The sequence below is a fragment of the Streptomyces sp. NPDC004788 genome (assembly GCF_053601115.1).
In genome coordinates this window covers 70,083-86,369 of the sequence record NZ_JBSGBF010000005.1, presented here as the reverse complement: position 1 = coordinate 86,369, position 16,287 = coordinate 70,083, and the positions used below count along the sequence as shown (strand labels likewise).

16 protein-coding genes and 1 pseudogene are annotated in these 16,287 nt (G+C 67.9%); 1 reads left to right on the top strand and 16 read right to left on the bottom strand.

From position 1 onward, the window contains the following. Positions 1-18 precede the first annotated feature (18 nt). Positions 19-1,356 (top strand): tetratricopeptide repeat protein, encoded by a 1,338-nt coding sequence (locus tag ACWEJX_RS04550; protein WP_451606042.1) that lies wholly within the window; start codon positions 19-21, stop codon positions 1,354-1,356. A 115-nt stretch (positions 1,357-1,471) separates the two neighbouring features. Here the strand turns inward: ACWEJX_RS04550 and ACWEJX_RS04545 are convergent, their stop codons facing one another. The 16 genes and pseudogenes from ACWEJX_RS04545 to ACWEJX_RS04470 form a co-directional block, all read right to left on the bottom strand. Next, on the bottom strand, positions 1,472-1,735 hold the full coding sequence (locus ACWEJX_RS04545; protein WP_059251423.1) for a hypothetical protein: 264 nt from the start codon (positions 1,733-1,735) through the stop codon (positions 1,472-1,474). A gap of 333 nt (positions 1,736-2,068) precedes the next feature. Then, entirely contained in the window at positions 2,069-2,344 is a 276-nt protein-coding gene (locus ACWEJX_RS04540) for a hypothetical protein (RefSeq protein ID WP_161133232.1), read from the bottom strand. Positions 2,345-2,394: 50 nt separating this feature from the next. Then, a complete protein-coding gene (locus ACWEJX_RS04535; protein ID WP_451606041.1) occupies positions 2,395-3,279 on the bottom strand; it encodes a hypothetical protein in 885 nt (294 codons plus the stop codon). A 444-nt stretch (positions 3,280-3,723) separates the two neighbouring features. After that, on the bottom strand, positions 3,724-5,571 hold the full coding sequence (locus ACWEJX_RS04530; RefSeq protein WP_451606040.1) for a DNA polymerase: 1,848 nt from the start codon (positions 5,569-5,571) through the stop codon (positions 3,724-3,726). 74 nt (positions 5,572-5,645) lie between these two features. After that, complete coding sequence (locus ACWEJX_RS04525; RefSeq protein WP_376627667.1) at positions 5,646-5,774, bottom strand: hypothetical protein; 129 nt, start codon at positions 5,772-5,774, stop codon at positions 5,646-5,648. A 321-nt stretch (positions 5,775-6,095) separates the two neighbouring features. Beyond that, positions 6,096-6,572: pseudogene (locus ACWEJX_RS04520) on the bottom strand (DNA cytosine methyltransferase); the annotation flags it as partial. Positions 6,573-6,600: 28 nt separating this feature from the next. Further along, positions 6,601-9,078: a phage/plasmid primase, P4 family gene (locus ACWEJX_RS04515; protein WP_451606039.1), complete on the bottom strand. Its 2,478-nt coding sequence runs from the start codon at positions 9,076-9,078 to the stop codon at positions 6,601-6,603. Positions 9,079-9,125: 47 nt separating this feature from the next. Beyond that, positions 9,126-9,629, bottom strand: coding sequence for a hypothetical protein (locus ACWEJX_RS04510; protein ID WP_451606038.1), 504 nt, complete (start codon positions 9,627-9,629; stop codon positions 9,126-9,128). A 352-nt stretch (positions 9,630-9,981) separates the two neighbouring features. Next, positions 9,982-10,266 (bottom strand): hypothetical protein, encoded by a 285-nt coding sequence (locus ACWEJX_RS04505; protein ID WP_059251412.1) that lies wholly within the window; start codon positions 10,264-10,266, stop codon positions 9,982-9,984. Next, positions 10,259-10,453, bottom strand: coding sequence for a hypothetical protein (locus tag ACWEJX_RS04500; RefSeq protein WP_451606037.1), 195 nt, complete (start codon positions 10,451-10,453; stop codon positions 10,259-10,261). Before ACWEJX_RS04500 ends, ACWEJX_RS04505 begins: the two co-directional genes overlap by 8 nt. Further along, complete coding sequence (locus tag ACWEJX_RS04495; RefSeq protein WP_376626895.1) at positions 10,450-11,154, bottom strand: hypothetical protein; 705 nt, start codon at positions 11,152-11,154, stop codon at positions 10,450-10,452. The genes ACWEJX_RS04500 and ACWEJX_RS04495 overlap by 4 nt, the downstream gene beginning before the upstream one ends. Positions 11,155-11,323: 169 nt before the next feature. After that, positions 11,324-12,166 (bottom strand): hypothetical protein, encoded by an 843-nt coding sequence (locus ACWEJX_RS04490; RefSeq protein ID WP_451606036.1) that lies wholly within the window; start codon positions 12,164-12,166, stop codon positions 11,324-11,326. A gap of 232 nt (positions 12,167-12,398) precedes the next feature. Next, entirely contained in the window at positions 12,399-12,977 is a 579-nt protein-coding gene (locus tag ACWEJX_RS04485) for a deoxynucleotide monophosphate kinase family protein (protein ID WP_451606035.1), read from the bottom strand. A gap of 50 nt (positions 12,978-13,027) precedes the next feature. Then, complete coding sequence (locus ACWEJX_RS04480) at positions 13,028-13,321, bottom strand: hypothetical protein (protein ID WP_451606034.1); 294 nt, start codon at positions 13,319-13,321, stop codon at positions 13,028-13,030. A 12-nt stretch (positions 13,322-13,333) separates the two neighbouring features. Next, positions 13,334-14,098 carry a peptidoglycan-binding protein gene (locus tag ACWEJX_RS04475; protein ID WP_451606033.1) on the bottom strand — a complete coding sequence of 255 codons (765 nt, stop codon included), beginning with the start codon at positions 14,096-14,098 and terminating at the stop codon, positions 13,334-13,336. A gap of 82 nt (positions 14,099-14,180) precedes the next feature. Next, entirely contained in the window at positions 14,181-16,217 is a 2,037-nt protein-coding gene (locus tag ACWEJX_RS04470; RefSeq protein ID WP_451606032.1) for a hypothetical protein, read from the bottom strand. Between the last annotated feature and the right edge of the window lie 70 nt (positions 16,218-16,287).

Genomic DNA, 16,287 nt, shown 5'->3' with positions numbered 1-16,287 from the left:
GCGGGGAGTTGGTGGACCATGGCGAAGGTGCCCAACGAGGGACTTCAACGTCTCTTCGATGAAACGAACTGGACGCTGAGCCAGTGCGCCCGGCAAATCAACCTTGTCGGCGCGGAGAACGGCACCCCCCTCAAGACGAATGCCTCAGCGGTGCACCACTGGTTGGGGGGCACGATCCCCCAGAAGGAAGCGGTGCGGCGCTGTGTCCTCGAAGCGCTGTCTCGCCGGTTACAGCGGCCCATCACGCACACTGAAGCTGGCTTCCCCTCTCCCGTCGCCCGTTCCTCGAGCCCCACGGATACCGTGGAAGGGATGATCGAGCTGGGGAGGTCGGACATGGACCCGTCACGAAGAGCCGTTCTCGGCGCCGGGCTCTTCTCCGTGGCGCTGACCATCCCCGGTTGGCAAGACGTGATCGGACGGGCGGAAGCCATCCAGACCGGGCGCACGTCCCGCGTCGGGATGAACGAAGTGGAAATGGTCATCGCGATGACCGAACGGATCTCGGACCTTGATGATCAGTTCGGTGGGCGCCATGCCCGTCCCATGGCCGCCACCTTCATGGTCAACACCGTGGCGCCCTACCTGCGGGCCGATGCTCCGGATGAAGTGCGCAAGGCCATGCTTTCGGCCGCTTCGGATCTCGCCTACCTCACGGGCTACATGGCCGTGGACGAAGGGCTTCACGGTCTTGCTCAGCGGTACTACGTCAAGGCTCTGGAGTTGGCCGGGGCCGCTGACGATCACCTGACGTACTGCACCACGCTCCGAGGGATGAGCGTCCAAGCAGTGGACCTAGGGCACGGCAGCAAGGCCATGGAGCTTGCCGACGCGGCTGCCGCGGCATCACCGAAGGCGGGGCCCCGGATGCTCGCCTTCCTTGCCGGTCAGCAAGCACACGCCGCCGCTCAAACCGGAGACCGCACGCACGCTCTACGGCGGCTCCGCGAAGCTGAGTCGGCTATGGAGAAAGCTGAGTCCCGGAGTCGGGCTTTCGGCTCATACGACCCGTCGTCACTGCTGTACCACGTCAGTCAGGTGCGCTACGAGCTGGGCGACGTGGCCGGGTCCATCGAAGCAATGCAACAGTCCGATCAACACCGTTTCGGTGTCTACCGGCGCGCCCGCGTACGACACCGGGCAACCCTTGCCGAACGCCAACTTCAGGTAGGCCACTTGGAGGCAGCGTGCGCCACGTGGCATCTCGCACTGGACGACTTCCCCATGGTGCAGTCAGGGCGGGCGGACGATCGGATCAAGACCATGGGCGGGCTGATCCGTCCACACCTCAAGAACTCGACCGCGCGGGAGCTGTACGAGCGGGCCCGCGGAGTTGCCCCGGCGCTCGTTGCTTGATCGCCACGCAAAGAAGCCCCGTCACCCTCTTCCGGGCAACGGGGCTTCGGCGTACCAAACGGGTGGGAGCGGGAGCCCCGGCGGAGCTGTGCCTCCTCCGTTAGCACAGCAACCACTACGCGGCGGCGCGCTCCTCCTCTTCGTCGTAGACAACCCAGGGTTCGCCGGCTGGGACGAGCCGACCCGTCTCCGCGGAGACCGTCCATTCGTGGATGCCCAACGGGTGTCCGTGCTTCAGGCAGTAGGCCACGAGCCGGAACCGGCAGGGTTCCTTGGACTCGTGGAGTACGCGGGCCACGGTAGCCGCGTACACGTACAGCGCTCGCCCCAGCTCGTCAGCGCTGTGGATGTAGTCGGGCATGTCTGGGACCTCACCCATGGGTTCCCACACCCATCGGTCAGGCCCGGCACACCTGGGGCCTTCGGTGACGAATCGTACGGACGGGACTCCTTCTACGTAGGACATGCGAAAACCAACCCCCTGATGGTTCCGCTGCACTGAATCGCACAGCCATTCGACCCTACAGGGAGCTAACGACATATGCCCCTGTGTTATGCCACAAGATCATTAGCGGTGCCGCTCTACCGCAAATAGGGGCAAAAAGAAAGCCCCGCCGAAGCGGGGCTTACCGTTCCGTCGCTCAGCGTCACTGACCTGTCAAACGACCGAATGGTTGTATGTGTTCCGGCCACGCGGCTGGATCTTCACTGGTTACCAGCGGGACGGAGGGGTGTACGACGTGAAGCCCGGCCGGCGGGGAGCCGGGGCCGTGGCGGTGCGGAGCGGGCTCTCCGGTGCGGTGACGCGCTCGCTCGCTTCCACGAGCCAGAGGCCCAGCTCCCGGGCCTGGGCCGGGCTGAGCTTGGCCCGGTCGCCCGGCACGGCGACGGAGACGAAGCGCGCTTCCTTGTCGTTGTGCCAGACCAGCACCCGGCCGGCTTCGGCGTTCAGGGTGGCCTTCGTCTCGCGAACGGTCTGCATGGTCATGCGGTCCTCTTCCTGGGGTCGGTGGTGCAGGTCAAAGGGGGAGCGTCCCGTCAGGCCGGGCACGCCGCGCCCTTGCGGGTCAGCCGGGCGGTCATGGCGGCAGTCAGCTCGTCCGCCTCTTCAGCGGTCTGGGCGGTGGCCTTGACCCAGCGCTTCCCGAAGCTCTTCAGGCCCTTGTGGCGGGCTTCGCGCACGGCCTTCGCCGTGGTGTTCATGGCCGCGGCAAGGTCTTCGTCCGCCGCATTGCCGTAGAAGGGGACGGGCTCAATGCCGAAGGTGCCGCGGAGTACGTACGCCTGCCCTTCGCCCATCACGTCCAAGATGCCGTGGACGAGCGCCTTCTTGACCCGGGCCTCTTCGCGGGCCACGTCGTCCGGGGTGATCAGGTCTTCCGGCACGCCGTACGTGGACGTGCCCGGCTCCCACGGCTCGTCTTCCGTGGAGCCCGGCGCCGGAGCGTCCAGCGAGTCAGCCCCTTGGTAGGCGAGACGGGCAGCGTGAGCCCGGTCCGCGCTCAGCCGGCGACCGGCGGGCGGGACGGTCTGGCACAGCTTCTCCGCAAGGAACGGGTCACCCCCCGCGCGGTCCAGCATCGACAGGAACGTTTTTGCTGCGGAGTCGTCCACGCCCTGGTTCCGCTCCGCACGGGTGGCGCCCAGGAGCATGGTCTCCACGGTGGTGTACGCGAAGCCCAGGAAGTCCGGGTTCACGGTCTCGTCAAAACGGGCGAGCGCTTCCCAGACGGCAATACGTCCTTGCTGGGTGAACTCATCAAAGTAGTCATCGTGGCGGGGGCCGCTCTCCGCCATTCGCCGGGCCGCCTTACGAGCGAGAACGGCTATTCGGGATTCGGTTGCTTCGATAACCGCCGTGGTCGCTTCAAGGTCCTTGTTCTGGGCAGCGCGGACGGTCGAAAGTGCAAGCGTGCTGGACACGGGTGGGCTCTCCTTGGCTTGGCTCACCCGTGGTCTGGTGAGCCGATTGCCCGGAGGGGGCCGAACCGTCGTGCAGCGCGTCTGACCTGCGCTTACGCCTGTTTATGGGTGCACGAAGCCCATGGCTGTCGGTAAAAGGGCACGGCGAATCAAGCCCCCTGCCGGGGGTGCTTGACGCGGGGCTTGATCAGGGCCGTACGTCGATTTCGGAGCCGGCGAACGGTGCGGGATCACCGGCGATTTCACTGGGTTAGATCCGCCGCCAATACGCACAGTTGTGGAGTCCGCACGTGCCGTGACCCGAGTTCGGTCGCGAGTAGGAGAGAGAAACCGGAATTGATCGGTCCGTGACCTTGTGGTCCTGAAATTCAGTTGCGGAAAACGAGGAAATGACGAAGCCCCGCCTGCCGCCGGTGAGTCCGGGGGGACGGGGCTTCGGGTGGGTCAGTAGTCCGCGCCGTACAGGCTGCCCCAGGAGCGTCCGCCGATTTCGGCTTCGGCCACGATGGGCACCCCGAACAGGTCGAAGGTCATGGCCTCTTCTACGGCGCGGGCCACGTCCTGGGCCTCTTCGCGCGGGGCCGACAAGAGCGCTTCGTCATGGATCGGGAGCTTGAGCATGTCGAGAAGCCCGGCTTCTTCGATGTTCAGCAGGGCCTGACCCAGGCAGTCCCGCGCGGCTGACTGGCACTGGTAGTTGACCACCGCGTATGTGCGGTCCCGGTCCAGCGGGAGCCGGCGACCGGTGGCGGACACGGTGACCATGCCGGACTCGAAGGCTTCGCGCTGCCACCGGGCGGACGCGCGCTTGATCTCCGGGTACAGCCGGTCATACTCCGCGAAGGCCCGGCGCATGGCCTCTTCGCTCGCGCCGGTCTGCCGGGCTGCCGTGCGGACGCCTCCGCCGTAGACCTTCGAGAACCCGGCGCCCTTGAAGACCTTCCGGTCCTTCTCCGTGGCCCCGGCGCCCTTGACGAGCCGGGCCGTGAACCAGTGGATGTCTTCCCCGCGGAGGAAACCTTCCTTCATGCGGGTGACCCCGGCGAGACCGGCAAGGACGCGCATCTCAATCGCGGAGAAGTCCACGCTGATCATGACGTGACCGGGGTCCGCGAGTAGAGCCCGGCGGATCATCTGGTCTGAGCTGGGCAGCGTCTGAAGGGCGGGCCGGGTCACGGACATGCGGCCGGTCCGGGCCTGCATGGAGTTGATGAACGGGTGAACGCGTCCCTGGGCGTCCATGACCTCAAGGAAGGTGTCCGCGTAGGCGGTCCTCCACTTCCCCGCCCTCTTGCTCCGGATGACCGCTTCCGCGAGCGGGTTGGGCGTGCGGACGTGAAGGCGCTCGCCCTGAAGGCTCAGGTCCGCGAGCGCGGAGAGAACGGCCTTGTCCACCTTCACGGCGCCGGATGCGGTGCGCTCGCCCAGATGCTCACCCATGCCCGTGAGGGCTTCGGCTATCTGCCGCGGGGCGTTGACGTTCTCGACTCCGTACCGGCGGGCTACTTCCGCGAAGTGGTGCTCTTCGTAGGTCAGGGACGCGCTCAGCTCCCGCACGTAGTCCTGATCAAGGACCATGCCGGCGCGCTGCATGGTCGTGGTGATCCGGGCTAGCTCGTGCTCGTACTGAATGAGCGTGGGCCGCACGCCCAGGCGGTCCAGCTCCCGAGTGAGCACCGGGTCCAGCCGGGCCGTGTAGATCACGTCCAGCCCGGCGTACAGGGCGAAGATCGGATTGTTGAGGGGGATGGCTGCCCAGCCGGTGGCCTTCGTCAGGCCCAGGCTGCGGAACACCTGGGTCAAGTCGCCCTGGGTGTCCGGGGCGGAGGGGTCCACCCAGTACGCGGACAGGGGCTTGAGGCCGGTGCCAATGCCGCCTTCCTGGGGCTGCCGCGGGTCCAGAAGCCCGGCCTTCAGGCGGGTGTCCGTGGTGCGCGGGGCGAGCGATTCGAGCGGCACCCCGGCGTGACGATCCAAAACGGCCCAGTCGAACGGGGCGTTGTGGATCAGGAAGCGGGGCACGCGGCGGAGGGCAGCGCGAGCGGCGGACTGGAAAGCGGGCCCGCGCTCCCAGGGAATGACCCAGGCGGTGAAGGCGTCCCCGAACTGGACCGTGCGGAGGCGGTAGCCGGGGCTGTAGATGTCCAGCCCGGTCGTTTCGGTGTCGAGTGCGATCGGGCCCCGGCGTTCGGCTTCGGTGAGCCACGCCCGGAAGGCGTCAAGGTCTGCGCGGGTCTGCGGTACGTGAACGGTCACCGGGTCGCCGGCGACATCGTGGCGGTAGGTCTCCACGGTCGGTTTCCCCCCGATACGACGAAGAGCCCGCCCAGGGATGCCGGGCAGGCTCTTCGTGTGGTGTGCGGTTGTCAGTGCTGAAGAAGGTGGTGGAAGGCCGCGAACGCCTGGGCCGGGATCACCCCGTTGCCGATGGCGCGGAGCTGTTCCTTGCGACCCAGGCCGGGCACGTCGGTGACCCACCCGGCGGGTAGGCCCATCAGCCACTCAGTCCATGCCGGGGTGAGACGGATACCTCCGCGCGGTCCGCGCTCCGTGGGAGCTGGGGACGGGCGTCCGGTCAGGTCTTCCCATCGGCGGACGGCAGGGAGGTAGTCCCCCCACCATGTGGCAGGCGAGTAGCGAGCGTCCGAAGGTTCGGGCCGCCCTGGGTGCTCTTCGACCCTCCCGGGCCCCCGGCCCCGTCGGAGGCTGTGGGAGTAGGGAAGAAGACGAGCACCGCCGGCAGCTCCGGCGTCCTGGTGTTCACCTCCCCCATGGGCGTCGAAGGCCACTTCTTCTCGTGCTCCGGTCCCTTCAGGAACGGCGAGGCAAAACCATCGGTCCCTGTGGTGGGGTGCTCCGATTTCGGAAGCGCGGAAGCTGCACCATTTCGCGTCATACCCGATCGCGGCCAATCCCCCGAGAACTTCCGGGAGTCCGCGTCTTCGGATTGCAGCGACGTTTTCCAGAAAGACGAATCGTGGTCGTAGTGTGCGAATGGCTGTGAGGGCGTGGAACCATACGGCTGAACGTTCATCAGCTAGGCCCCTTCGTAGTCCGGCGTTGGATATCCCCTGGCAGGGGAATCCGGCCGTAACGATGTCGATTTCTCCTTGAAGTGCCTCCCAGTCAACGGACGTGATGTCCCCGAGATTCGGGGCATCCGGATAGCGGGCGGCAAGTATTCGGGAAGCGTGCGGGTCGCTCTCCGCCACGTAGCGGATGCGTTCTCCGGTCAGCGCTTCTACCGCCATGCCCAGGCCCCCGTACCCGGCGCACAACTCCAAAATGGGCATGACGAGCCCGCCCCCTGTGTTCGTGATCTCAGCCCGCGAAGATGCCGGGGCCGGTCGGTGCCGGGCCTTCGCCGGCCGGGCGGACGCCTACGAGCGCCACGCCCCGGTTGGTCTTCTTGCGGACAACCCCGCGCTCCTCCATGGCCCCGAAGAACGCGCGGCGGGTCCAGCGCTCCTTGAGCGGGAGGTTTTCCGCTTCGCACCAATCGAGGTAGGCCGTGAAGGCGTCTCCGCCGGACATCTGCTGTCCGTCGTCGCACGGCTCGAGCACGCCGGGGAAGAACCCGGCCAACGCGTCGCTCGTCTCGCGGTACTCCTTCGTGGCCTCCGCGATGACCGGCGGGTCCTGAAGCCCGGAGGCGTACCACTCCATGGCGCCCTTCACTGCCCAGGCAGCAATTCCTTCCGCCTCCGCGGTGAGCTTTTGGTCAAGGTAGGGATCACGCTCGTGCGGGGCGAACCAGCGTGTGAATGGAATCATGCGGACACGGCGCCAAAGCCCTTCGTCCTGACCGCGGAAGCGGGGTTTGTGGTTCGTGGAAAGGACGATAAGGAAGCTGGGCTTGAACTCGAAGAACTCTTGCCGCATGAACCGTGCGGTCATCATGTCCTTGCCGGATGCGCGCTTGAGGATCGCTTCCGACATGGGCTTGCCACTCTCGCCTTCGCTCGCCATGACGAGCCGGCTGCCCCTCAACGCGGCAATGTCGTTGGGGATTCCACCGTTGGGCTTTTCCTCAAAGGTGGCGAAGGCGGTGGTCTTCGTGATCGAACGGAACACGTTGGTCAGCGTGTCCGTGGCCACCGACTTACCGTTTGCGCCCTTGCCCCAGAGCACCACAAAGCACTGTTCTTGAACCGACCCGGTAATGCCGTAGCCCACGAGCCGGCGGAAGTAGTCGGCAAGCTCCGGGCTGTCCGGGAAGACCTCAAGGAGGAAGGACAGCCACCGCGGGCACTCGGCTTCGGGCCGGTAGTCGATGTCCAGCCCGTACGTGAGCATGTCGCGCTTGTCGTGTGGCTTCAGCTCTCCGGTCCGAAGGTCCACGGTCCCGTTGGCGAAGCTCAACAGGTGCGGGTGCGCGTCGAAGTCGGAGGCGTCCACGTGGACGGACGGCACGGCCCGAAGCTCCCGTATCAGGGAGTCGATGTGCCGCGTCAGGGTGAAGCCGAGTGCCACCTTCTTGAGCTGGGCACCGGGGTCTTCCTTCGGGTCTCCGCCCGCCTCCGTGTGCTGGGCGCTCAGCTCAGCGGCTGCCACGGTGAGGGCGGCCCCCATGTAGTGGATGGCCTGACGAACGCGGGTGTCGCTGCGCTCCCAGACCTTCCCGGTCCACATGTAGAAGCCCAGGCCGGGCGCGTGCTTGATCGTGCCCCGGGTGAAGGCCACGAGCGCGTGAGCGTTGAGCACGTCGGACGAGCCGTAGCGCTCCGCGAAGTCCTTCATGAGCTGGACGGCACGGGCGCCTTCGTCGGCATCGGGGACAAGCGCCCCGGTTTCTCCGTCCACGAGCGCGCTGCCGGCGGGCCGGATGGGACGGGCCGCCTTGACCGCCCGGTGAAGGGCCGTGGGGAAGGCGGACGGATCGTCCTCACGCCACCGGGTCAGGTCGTGTCCGACCGTGGGGATGTCGAGTGCGAACACGTCCACGTCGTGGGCGGCAAGGCCCTCCGCCAGACGCTGGGTGAAGCCCAGCCCAGCCGGGTCGTGATCACCGGCAACGATGACCTGTGAACCCCGAAGCCCTTCGGCAAGCTCCCGGATCAAGTCCGGGTTCCCTGCCAGACTCGCGCCCCGAACGGCCACCGCGTCATAGCCCACGGCCACGGCGGTGAGCGCGTCGCCAGGGCCCTCCGTCACGATCGTGACCCCGTACCCGCCACCGCCCCGGAAGACGCCGTAAGCGGCCCACCGTGCGCCCTCCGGGTTCATCAGGCTCAGCCACCGCCCCGGGCACTGCCCGGTGAGGTCCCGGCCCTGAAGCCCGCGGGCCACGCCGGTGAAGTCCCTCAGCGGGACGGTCAGCCGCGGGAAGGCCAGGAAGGAGCGGGAACGGTAGGGGAAGCCGGTGATGAACTCCCCGTTGTCCACTCCAAGCCCGTGCTCCTGGGCGCCGGCAAGGTCGATGCCGAAGCGGCCCGCGGCGTACTGGGCGGCACGAGCGGCGGCTTCGTCGTCCCGCTTCTGGAGTAGGAAAGCGGACTCGTCCACGTACCGGGCGAGCGCTGCCGTGTGCTCCGGGCCCACGAGCTGGGGCCGCGTGGAAGAGACGGTCAGGCCCTCCCCGCCCGCGTCGAACAGGTCCACCCAGCGGAGCCCCACGGCCCCGATCACCTCTTCGGTCTGGCAGCCGGCCCGGCACGTGATCCGGACCTTGTGGTCATCCCCACGCCAGATCCGAAGAGACGGGCGGGAGTCGCCGTGCGCCGGGCACAGGGCGAGATAGCCCCCGTCCGCCTCTTCGGTGACCTGGGAGAAGCGCGAGAGAACCTGAGAGAAAAGCATGTGTGCGTACCTCCTTCTCTCGGCTTCTAGGGCGTGGATTGCCTGCCCTACGGGGCCGCGCGGAGGTCTGCCACGAGCTGGGTGAAGTGCTCCATGTCGGTGGTCAGGTACCACCGGGCGGAGTCGAGACCGCGCACCGCCGGGGCGAAGGCGTACCGCTCGCGCATCTGCGCCGTGGTCAGGCCCATGGCGAGACGGGCGCGGGTCCATGTGTGCACGCCGAAGTGGACCCTGCCCCAGGCGACGGCAGCCCGGCGGACCTTGTGGACCACGACTCCGTACGGGTATCCGGCGTGGTCGGCTTCGACGTGGGCTTGCCTCAGCCACGCCGGGACCGCCGGGCGGAGCACGTCCTTGCACTCCAGCACGAAGGGCACGGCGTGCACGTCGCCCACGTCCTTCGCGCCTTCCTGGGCGGCCCGGCGCACGTTGAGCGCGGAGAAGATGTCAACGAAGCGGCCGGACTCGTCCACGAGCCCCAGGGCCTTGTTCATGTAGTCGCGAACGGCGGACTCCCAGGCGGTCCCCTTCGCTTTGCTCGGGTTAGCCACGGCGGCCCCCGAAGAGGATCACGCCGTACACGAAGCCCAGGTTGAAGGCCGCGACACCCACCACGATTGCCGTGATCACGGGCGCCCCCAGCGAGCGTCAGCCCCGCGACACACGGCGTGGGCTATCGCGTCCACGTACCGGCCCCAGTCCCGCCGGTTCCACACGCCGGGCTCAAGCCACACCGTGTCCCCGGCGCCCAGGTCCCGAAGATCCCCCAGCGCCGGAGCGGTCTCTCCCTTGATCCGTACTTCCATCGGTCCCCCCGTTGCCCCACTCCCGCGAGCGGGGCTGAAACGGCGAAGGGCCGGAGCGGCACCCAGCGGATACCGTCCGGCCCTTCGACTTGTCCTGTTACTGGTCTCGCTCGCCCGTGACGTTGGGCAGGCACAACCGGGCGTGTTCCGTGGAGATCCACTCCTTCCGGAGCCGCTTCCGCGGGACGAAGCCCGATTCGGTGCCGGTCGGCTGGACGCGGAGCATCGGGCGAAGGATGCCGTCCACCTTGCGGACCGTGATCCGGTCAATCACCGCGTCGGCCATGCGGACGCGGTTCCCCTGCCGTGCGCCGTAGGTGATCAGGTCTCCGCGGTACAGCTCGTTTCCCGCGTAGTCGGAGACCGTCCCGCGCTTACCCATAGACGAACTCCTCTTCGTCCACGCCGAACCTTCGCCGGCGCTCACTGATCACGTGCTTGATCTCGCCCGGCTTCCACTCCCAGAGCGGCGCCTTGATCACCGGGTCCGGCAGTGCCCGGAGAACCATCCGGAACTCCGGGCTCCCGCCGGGGGCGGTGAGGAACGAGCCGGGCAGGAAGCCCGTCACCGCTCGTCCGCGATGGCGTCGTTGTACGAGCCGATGACCTCAACCACCGGCTTGCGGAAGTCCACCTTGATCCCGGCCTTGTTGACGTAGCTGACGTGCTCGAGCGTGAGGCGGCACAGGGCCTCCCCGTCCACGTCGTCAAGGGCGTCCTTGACTTCGTGGATCACCTCCGCGAGCGACCACGCGGACGCGATGAACCGCCCCTTGCCAAGCTCGTAGTCATGGGCCAGACGGAAGGTGATGTTGATGGCCGGCGCCGGGCCGATGCCCTGTCGAGCAAGCTCCTTGCGCTCCGTCATGAGCTTCGGGCAGCCGCACGGCTCCCCCTTGCGCTCCGGCGGGGACAGGAAGCTCACGCCGTCGCACTCGTGGATGGGACCGGTCCGGCCCCAGAGAATGAGCTTGTCCTCCACGGCCTTGCTGCCGTCAATGACGACTTCTACGGACGGGGTGTCCGTGAGGACGTGGAGGTTCTGCTCCTTCGTCGGGTCGTACTCCTCCGCGGTGCCGCCCAGGAGCTGGGCCACCGCGTCGGCAACGGCCGGGTCGCCAGTCGTGACCCGCCAGTTCGCGAGGCTGACCGGCTTCTTGTTCACGACCATGCCGGACCGGAACGAGAACGTGTGATCGTTGCTGAAGTCGGTCTCCGGCTTCGGCTTCGGCTTCGCGTCCGGGTCGGTGGCGAAGATCTGAAGTCCCATGTGTTGCTCTCCCCCTGGGGTTGGTTGATCAGGGGGAAGGGCGGGGCTCGTGGCCGGCCGCTCCGTCCCCCTTCACCCGGGGTCTGGGGAGCCGATTGCCCACAGGCTGGGGACAGCAGAAAGCCCCCGGCGACCGAAGTCACCGGGGGCGGGTACTGCGCGGGCCGGGCTACTTGGCCCGGCGCTGGGTGCCCGTCACGAGCTGTCCGGCCGCCTGGGCGATGGCCCGGCCGATGACGGTCTTCGACGTGGAGCGGTCCCACGTGAAGATCTCGCGGAGCCGGAGGAACGTGGCGAACACGTCCTCACTGTCGATGCGGACCGGCTTGAAGGCCCACGTCTCGTCCGTGATGTGCAGGACACAGGCCCCGTCGAAGTCAGGCATGGGCACGCTCACGCCCTGGGCGTCAACGAGCCGGTCAGCGTGCGCGTACGCGGACATCTGAAGGGCCACGTCAGCGTAGGTGGCCCGGCTCGTCTTCCAGTCCGCTATGACCGTGTGCCGCTCGCCGGAGCGGTCCGGGGTCGGCTTCCCGCTCTCGTCCAGCCACACGTTCAAGATGGCGTCGAAGCTCCCGGCGTAGGCGTGCGTGTCCGACCACGCGATGTCTTCGGCGCGGACAAGCTCCGGGTTGACCGCCTCAAGGAACTCCCGGAAGTGGTCCCGGTAGGCGGTCAGGTCCGGGTGTACCCGGCCCACGGCCTCACCGCGGATCAGCCGCTCAAACAGGTCATGGGCGTCAGAGCCCAGGTCCGCGCGGGCCTTCGTGTACCGGCGGGCAGCGCCCTTGAGGTAGTCCACGGCGCCGGCGCGGTCTCGCTCCGCCATGGCCTTCACGAAGTCCAGCGAGTCAACCGCAAGCTCCGCGGTCATCTTCGATGCCCAGTGCTGAAGGAAGGGCTTCGGCAACATGCCGATCACGGACGTGACGCCGGGGACCTTGAGATCAGGCTTGTCCGGGTCGAAGTAGAAGCGGCTCCCGCTTCGGTTGATGGTTCGGATCTGCCCCATGGGCTGTGCCCCCTCCGGGCTCGTGATGGATAGGTCCACCACGGGTCTGGGGAGTGGATTGCCCAGGCGGTGACGAAGTGGCGAAGTGGCGCCCGGTGCCGGTTGCAGCCCTAGTTACTGCTGTTGGTCGGCCATGGGTGGAACAGGAAGAGACCGTCATTCCGGCACTTCGTCACCGCGCCGGACACGACGAAGCCCCGCCGGGCCGCTGGGGTCCGACGGGGCTGTCTGGTCATCGGTACTGAACGAGCCGATCGGCAGCGCAGTGCAGATCAGCGAGCGTGCCCGTGTTGGCAACGGTCACGTCGGCCGGGTAGTCGTCAAGGGCGGTTTCGCTCTCGTGCTGGGCGTTGGCTCCCAGGGCCGGAGCCCCGGGGCGGACCACGCGGACGAGCACGAAGCCCCGGTTCTTCAGGGCCTGGGCTTCGTTGGCGTGCCGCACGTCGGTCACCACGACCGGCAGGTTCCACCGGTCCGCCGTGGCGATCTTGTCCATGGCGAGCGAGACCCAGTGGTTCGGGTCCTGATCACGGGCCGCCTGCCCCAGGCGCTGAAGCGTCCGGCGAACCTCCGGACAGCTGTCCTTGGCCGTCTCCCAGCCCCAGCGGCGTACCGCGTCGCTCAGGCGGACCGGCAGTGGGCCGTACCCGCCCGGCTCGTACATGACGATGGGGTCCAGCGTGGCAGCCATGTCCTTGAGCGGGTCCGCGAAGGCCACCCTCGTAAAGGCCCACATGGACACGAGCCGGCCGGCCAAGGTGTCCTTGCCGGTCCGGGCCCGGCCCATGAGCGCGACGTGTCGATAGGTCATCCTCAACCCCTTCGGTGTGTTGGTCACCGAAGGTCTGGGGAGCCGGTTGCCTACGGGCGGTACTGGCCGGTGTAGGCGCCCAGGGTCTTGCCGTTCTCCACGCGCTGGACCGCCTCACCGGTACCGAGCACGGCCGCGACCACGCCCAGGATGAGCGGGGACGGCAGCGACGGGACGAAGTGCGCGACGAGCGCGAGCACGGCGACCACCACGGCGTAGATGCGGGCCGGGTGGGTCTTGATGAACTCCATGATCTTCCCCCTGTTGTTGCGGTGTGTGATGGTGTGCGCCACGGCGTGGGCCAGCTCGTCCACGCGGAAGCGCTCCGGCCGCCTGGGCGGCACGGGCTGTGACGATCAGACCTTCGGGACGCGGAGCCGGTCCCAGCTCGTCTTGCCGGGCCACCCGTCCGCGTCGGAGCCGGTGAAGCCCAACTTGCGCTGCCACTTCGCGTACGACCGGCGGTCAGCCTCCGTCCAGCGCGGGCCCGGACCCTCCGCGTAGGCGGAGCACCCCTCAGCCACGAGCCGGCGGCCCATGGCGGTGACGAGCGGGCTGTTCGGGTTGTTCTTGAACCACGCGGCCCCCGGGAACGGGGCGAAGCCCGTGGGCTCCGGCTTCGAGTCGCCGGGCTCGAGTGCGCCGGACTTCACAAGCGCGTACAGGGCCGGGCCGGGACAGTCGGTGGCGTACCCGTCGCGGTGGCCGCGGATCTCGTCACCGGCGCCGTGGGCCCGCAGGTAGGCAATCGCGTCCTTGATGCCCTGAACCTGTGCGTCGGTCGGCGCGGTGTGGCCGGAGCTACCGACGAAGGCGACCACGGCGAAGTGGTCGCGGTTCAGGGTCGTGTTGCCGTTGGCCGCGTTCTGCGCGTTCAGGCCCCGGCCTTCGAACACGTAACCGTGCTCGCACACGGCGAAGTTGTAAGCGAAGTCGGCCCAGCCGTTGCCGTCCATGTGGTCGCGCTGGATCTTGCGCATGTACGGCGCACAGGTGTCATGGTCGCCGGCCGTGTAGGCGGTGCCCAGGTAGTGGACCTTGACGCCCCGGTTGCGGGCCACCGGCGTGTGCCCGTTGTCAGGCTGCCGTGCACCCCACTGGGCGCGCGTCACGAGCTGCATTCATCCCCCTCAGATGCGAAGCCCCCGCCCGAAGCCGGACGGGGGCTGTGTTCTCACCTGGGGTCTGGGGCGTGGATTGCCCCTACGCGAGCGCTGCCCAAAACCTGTTGGACCCGTTTTCCACAGAGCTGAGCGTGATGGTTGCCGGGGCCGATGTGGCAGCCGTGCCGCTGATCACGCCGTACCGCTTGACGTTGTTGAGCCCGAAGACATTCGGCGGGGCTCCGAAGGCGGAATCGGCGCACAGCATCATGGGCCCGTCATTGGTCGTGGTGTTGTACCGGAAGGCCCACGCCACGTAGTAGATGCCCGCGGGCAGGGACGCGTTCGCCGTAAGCGGGGCCGCGACGGTCTGACCGCCTCCGTTGTGCACTCCGGCAATGACGGTCTCGCCGGTCAGGACTGCCGTGGTGCCCACGCGGGTGCCGGAGCTGTTGTAGATCGCGCCCCACGAGCCGGCGAGCATCCCGCCCGCGTATCCGCCGAAGTGCCAGACGATCTTGGAAATGGTCTGGGTGCTCTTGAGGATCACGGCCGTGAGCCTCAGCGTGGCGTTGCCGGAGTAGATAGGAGTGCTCATCGCAACGGCCGGGTCGAATGCCCACGCCTTCAGGCCCAGGTCACTGGGTTCCCACATGTGGTCCGTGGGGACCTCCGGCGGGAGCTGGGCGATAGGCACGCGGCTCGATGCGTCCAGCGACGCAACACCGTTCGCGGCTCCCCGGGCCGTGGTGGCGAGCGCGGACACGTCGGCAGCGGCAAGCGTCACGGTCGGGCCCGGCTTGCCGTTGACGGATGTGACGACACCGGCCGGGGTGCCGCCGGGGACGATCACCGTTCCGTCCGCGTTGCGGATCTTGAGAACCCCGGCTTCTGAATAGACGATCGCGCCGTCCGTCACGGAGGACGTAGGGGCGGTCCCGTCCTGCATGACCAGCACCCCGGAGCCTCCGCCGGTTGCCGACCCAGCCCCGCCGATCCGAAGGTTCTTGTCCATGTAGATGTTGCCGGGCTGGAACCGGACGCTTCCGGAAGCACGAACCTCTATGGAGTTCGTGGCGTTGTCCGCGGACTTCACCGCGAAGGCGACCGCACTCGAGCCCGCGGGCAGCGTGATCGTGGCCGGGCCGGTGGCCGGTACGGCGCCCGTGTCGGCAGGGGTGAGCACCACGTCCGGGCCCAGCTTGCCGTTCACGGTGTTGACGTTGCCGGTTCCCGGGTCGCCCTTCGGGCCCTGGGGTCCGGTCGCGCCCGTGTCGCCCTTCGGGCCCTTGATGCTGCCCTTGTTCGTCCAGCCGGAGCCGGCCACGTACAGGTACAGGTTGCCCGTGTCGGTTCGAATGGCGAAGTCGTCCGGCACGCCTACGCCGGTCGCTTCGGTGCCGTTGGCGAAGGCATAGACCTTGCTGCCCGGTGCTCCCGCGTCGCCCTTCGGGCCCTTCAGGTTGCCGATGGACGAGCCCCAGCCGGAGGCGGTCCGCTGCCAGATGTCGCCGGTGTCCGACCGGAGCAAGAGGTCTCCGGGCTTCGCGTCGGTGCTGGGTGTGGTCGCCGTGTTCACGAACCACTGAGAGCCCCGGATGTCCCCGCCCACCTTCGCCCAGGTACCCGCGGTCTTCTTCCACATGGTCACGGTGGTGTGCGTGACGCCCAACAGGGTGCGGGTGTCGTACTGGGTGTAGAAGTCGCCGGTGAGGCCCAGGGATGCGGCCGGAGCGCCGGTGCCGGTGTAGATCTGGGAGCCGGGCACGGGCACATAGTTCGGCGTGGTCGGGTCGGCCGGCGCCACGTCGGCAAGGTCCACGTCCGGTACGGCCTTCGGCAGCAACAGAGCGAAGGTCCGGCTCCCGATGATCCCGGCAAGGTTCTCCTTGACGGTCCATGCCCAGCCGCTGGGGTTCATCTGGGGCGCGTCGGTGGCGGGCAGGGTTACCGCGAACGCCCCGGTCTCGTCCAGCGTCGCCACGACCGGTCCGCCGATGAAGAGGTCTGACGCCGGGAAGGTGAGGAGTCCCGGCGCGGTGAAGGTGATAGTGCCGGCGAGCGCGCGCCCGTCCGGGCCCCGGTACTGGCCGTGGACGCGGACGGTCGGGATCTCTGCCGGGAGTGGTGTGGTCATGCGTTTTCCCCCCAGAAATGCAAAGGGGGCACCGCCCTACCCGAGTGAGTAGGGTGGCGCCCTCTTAGTT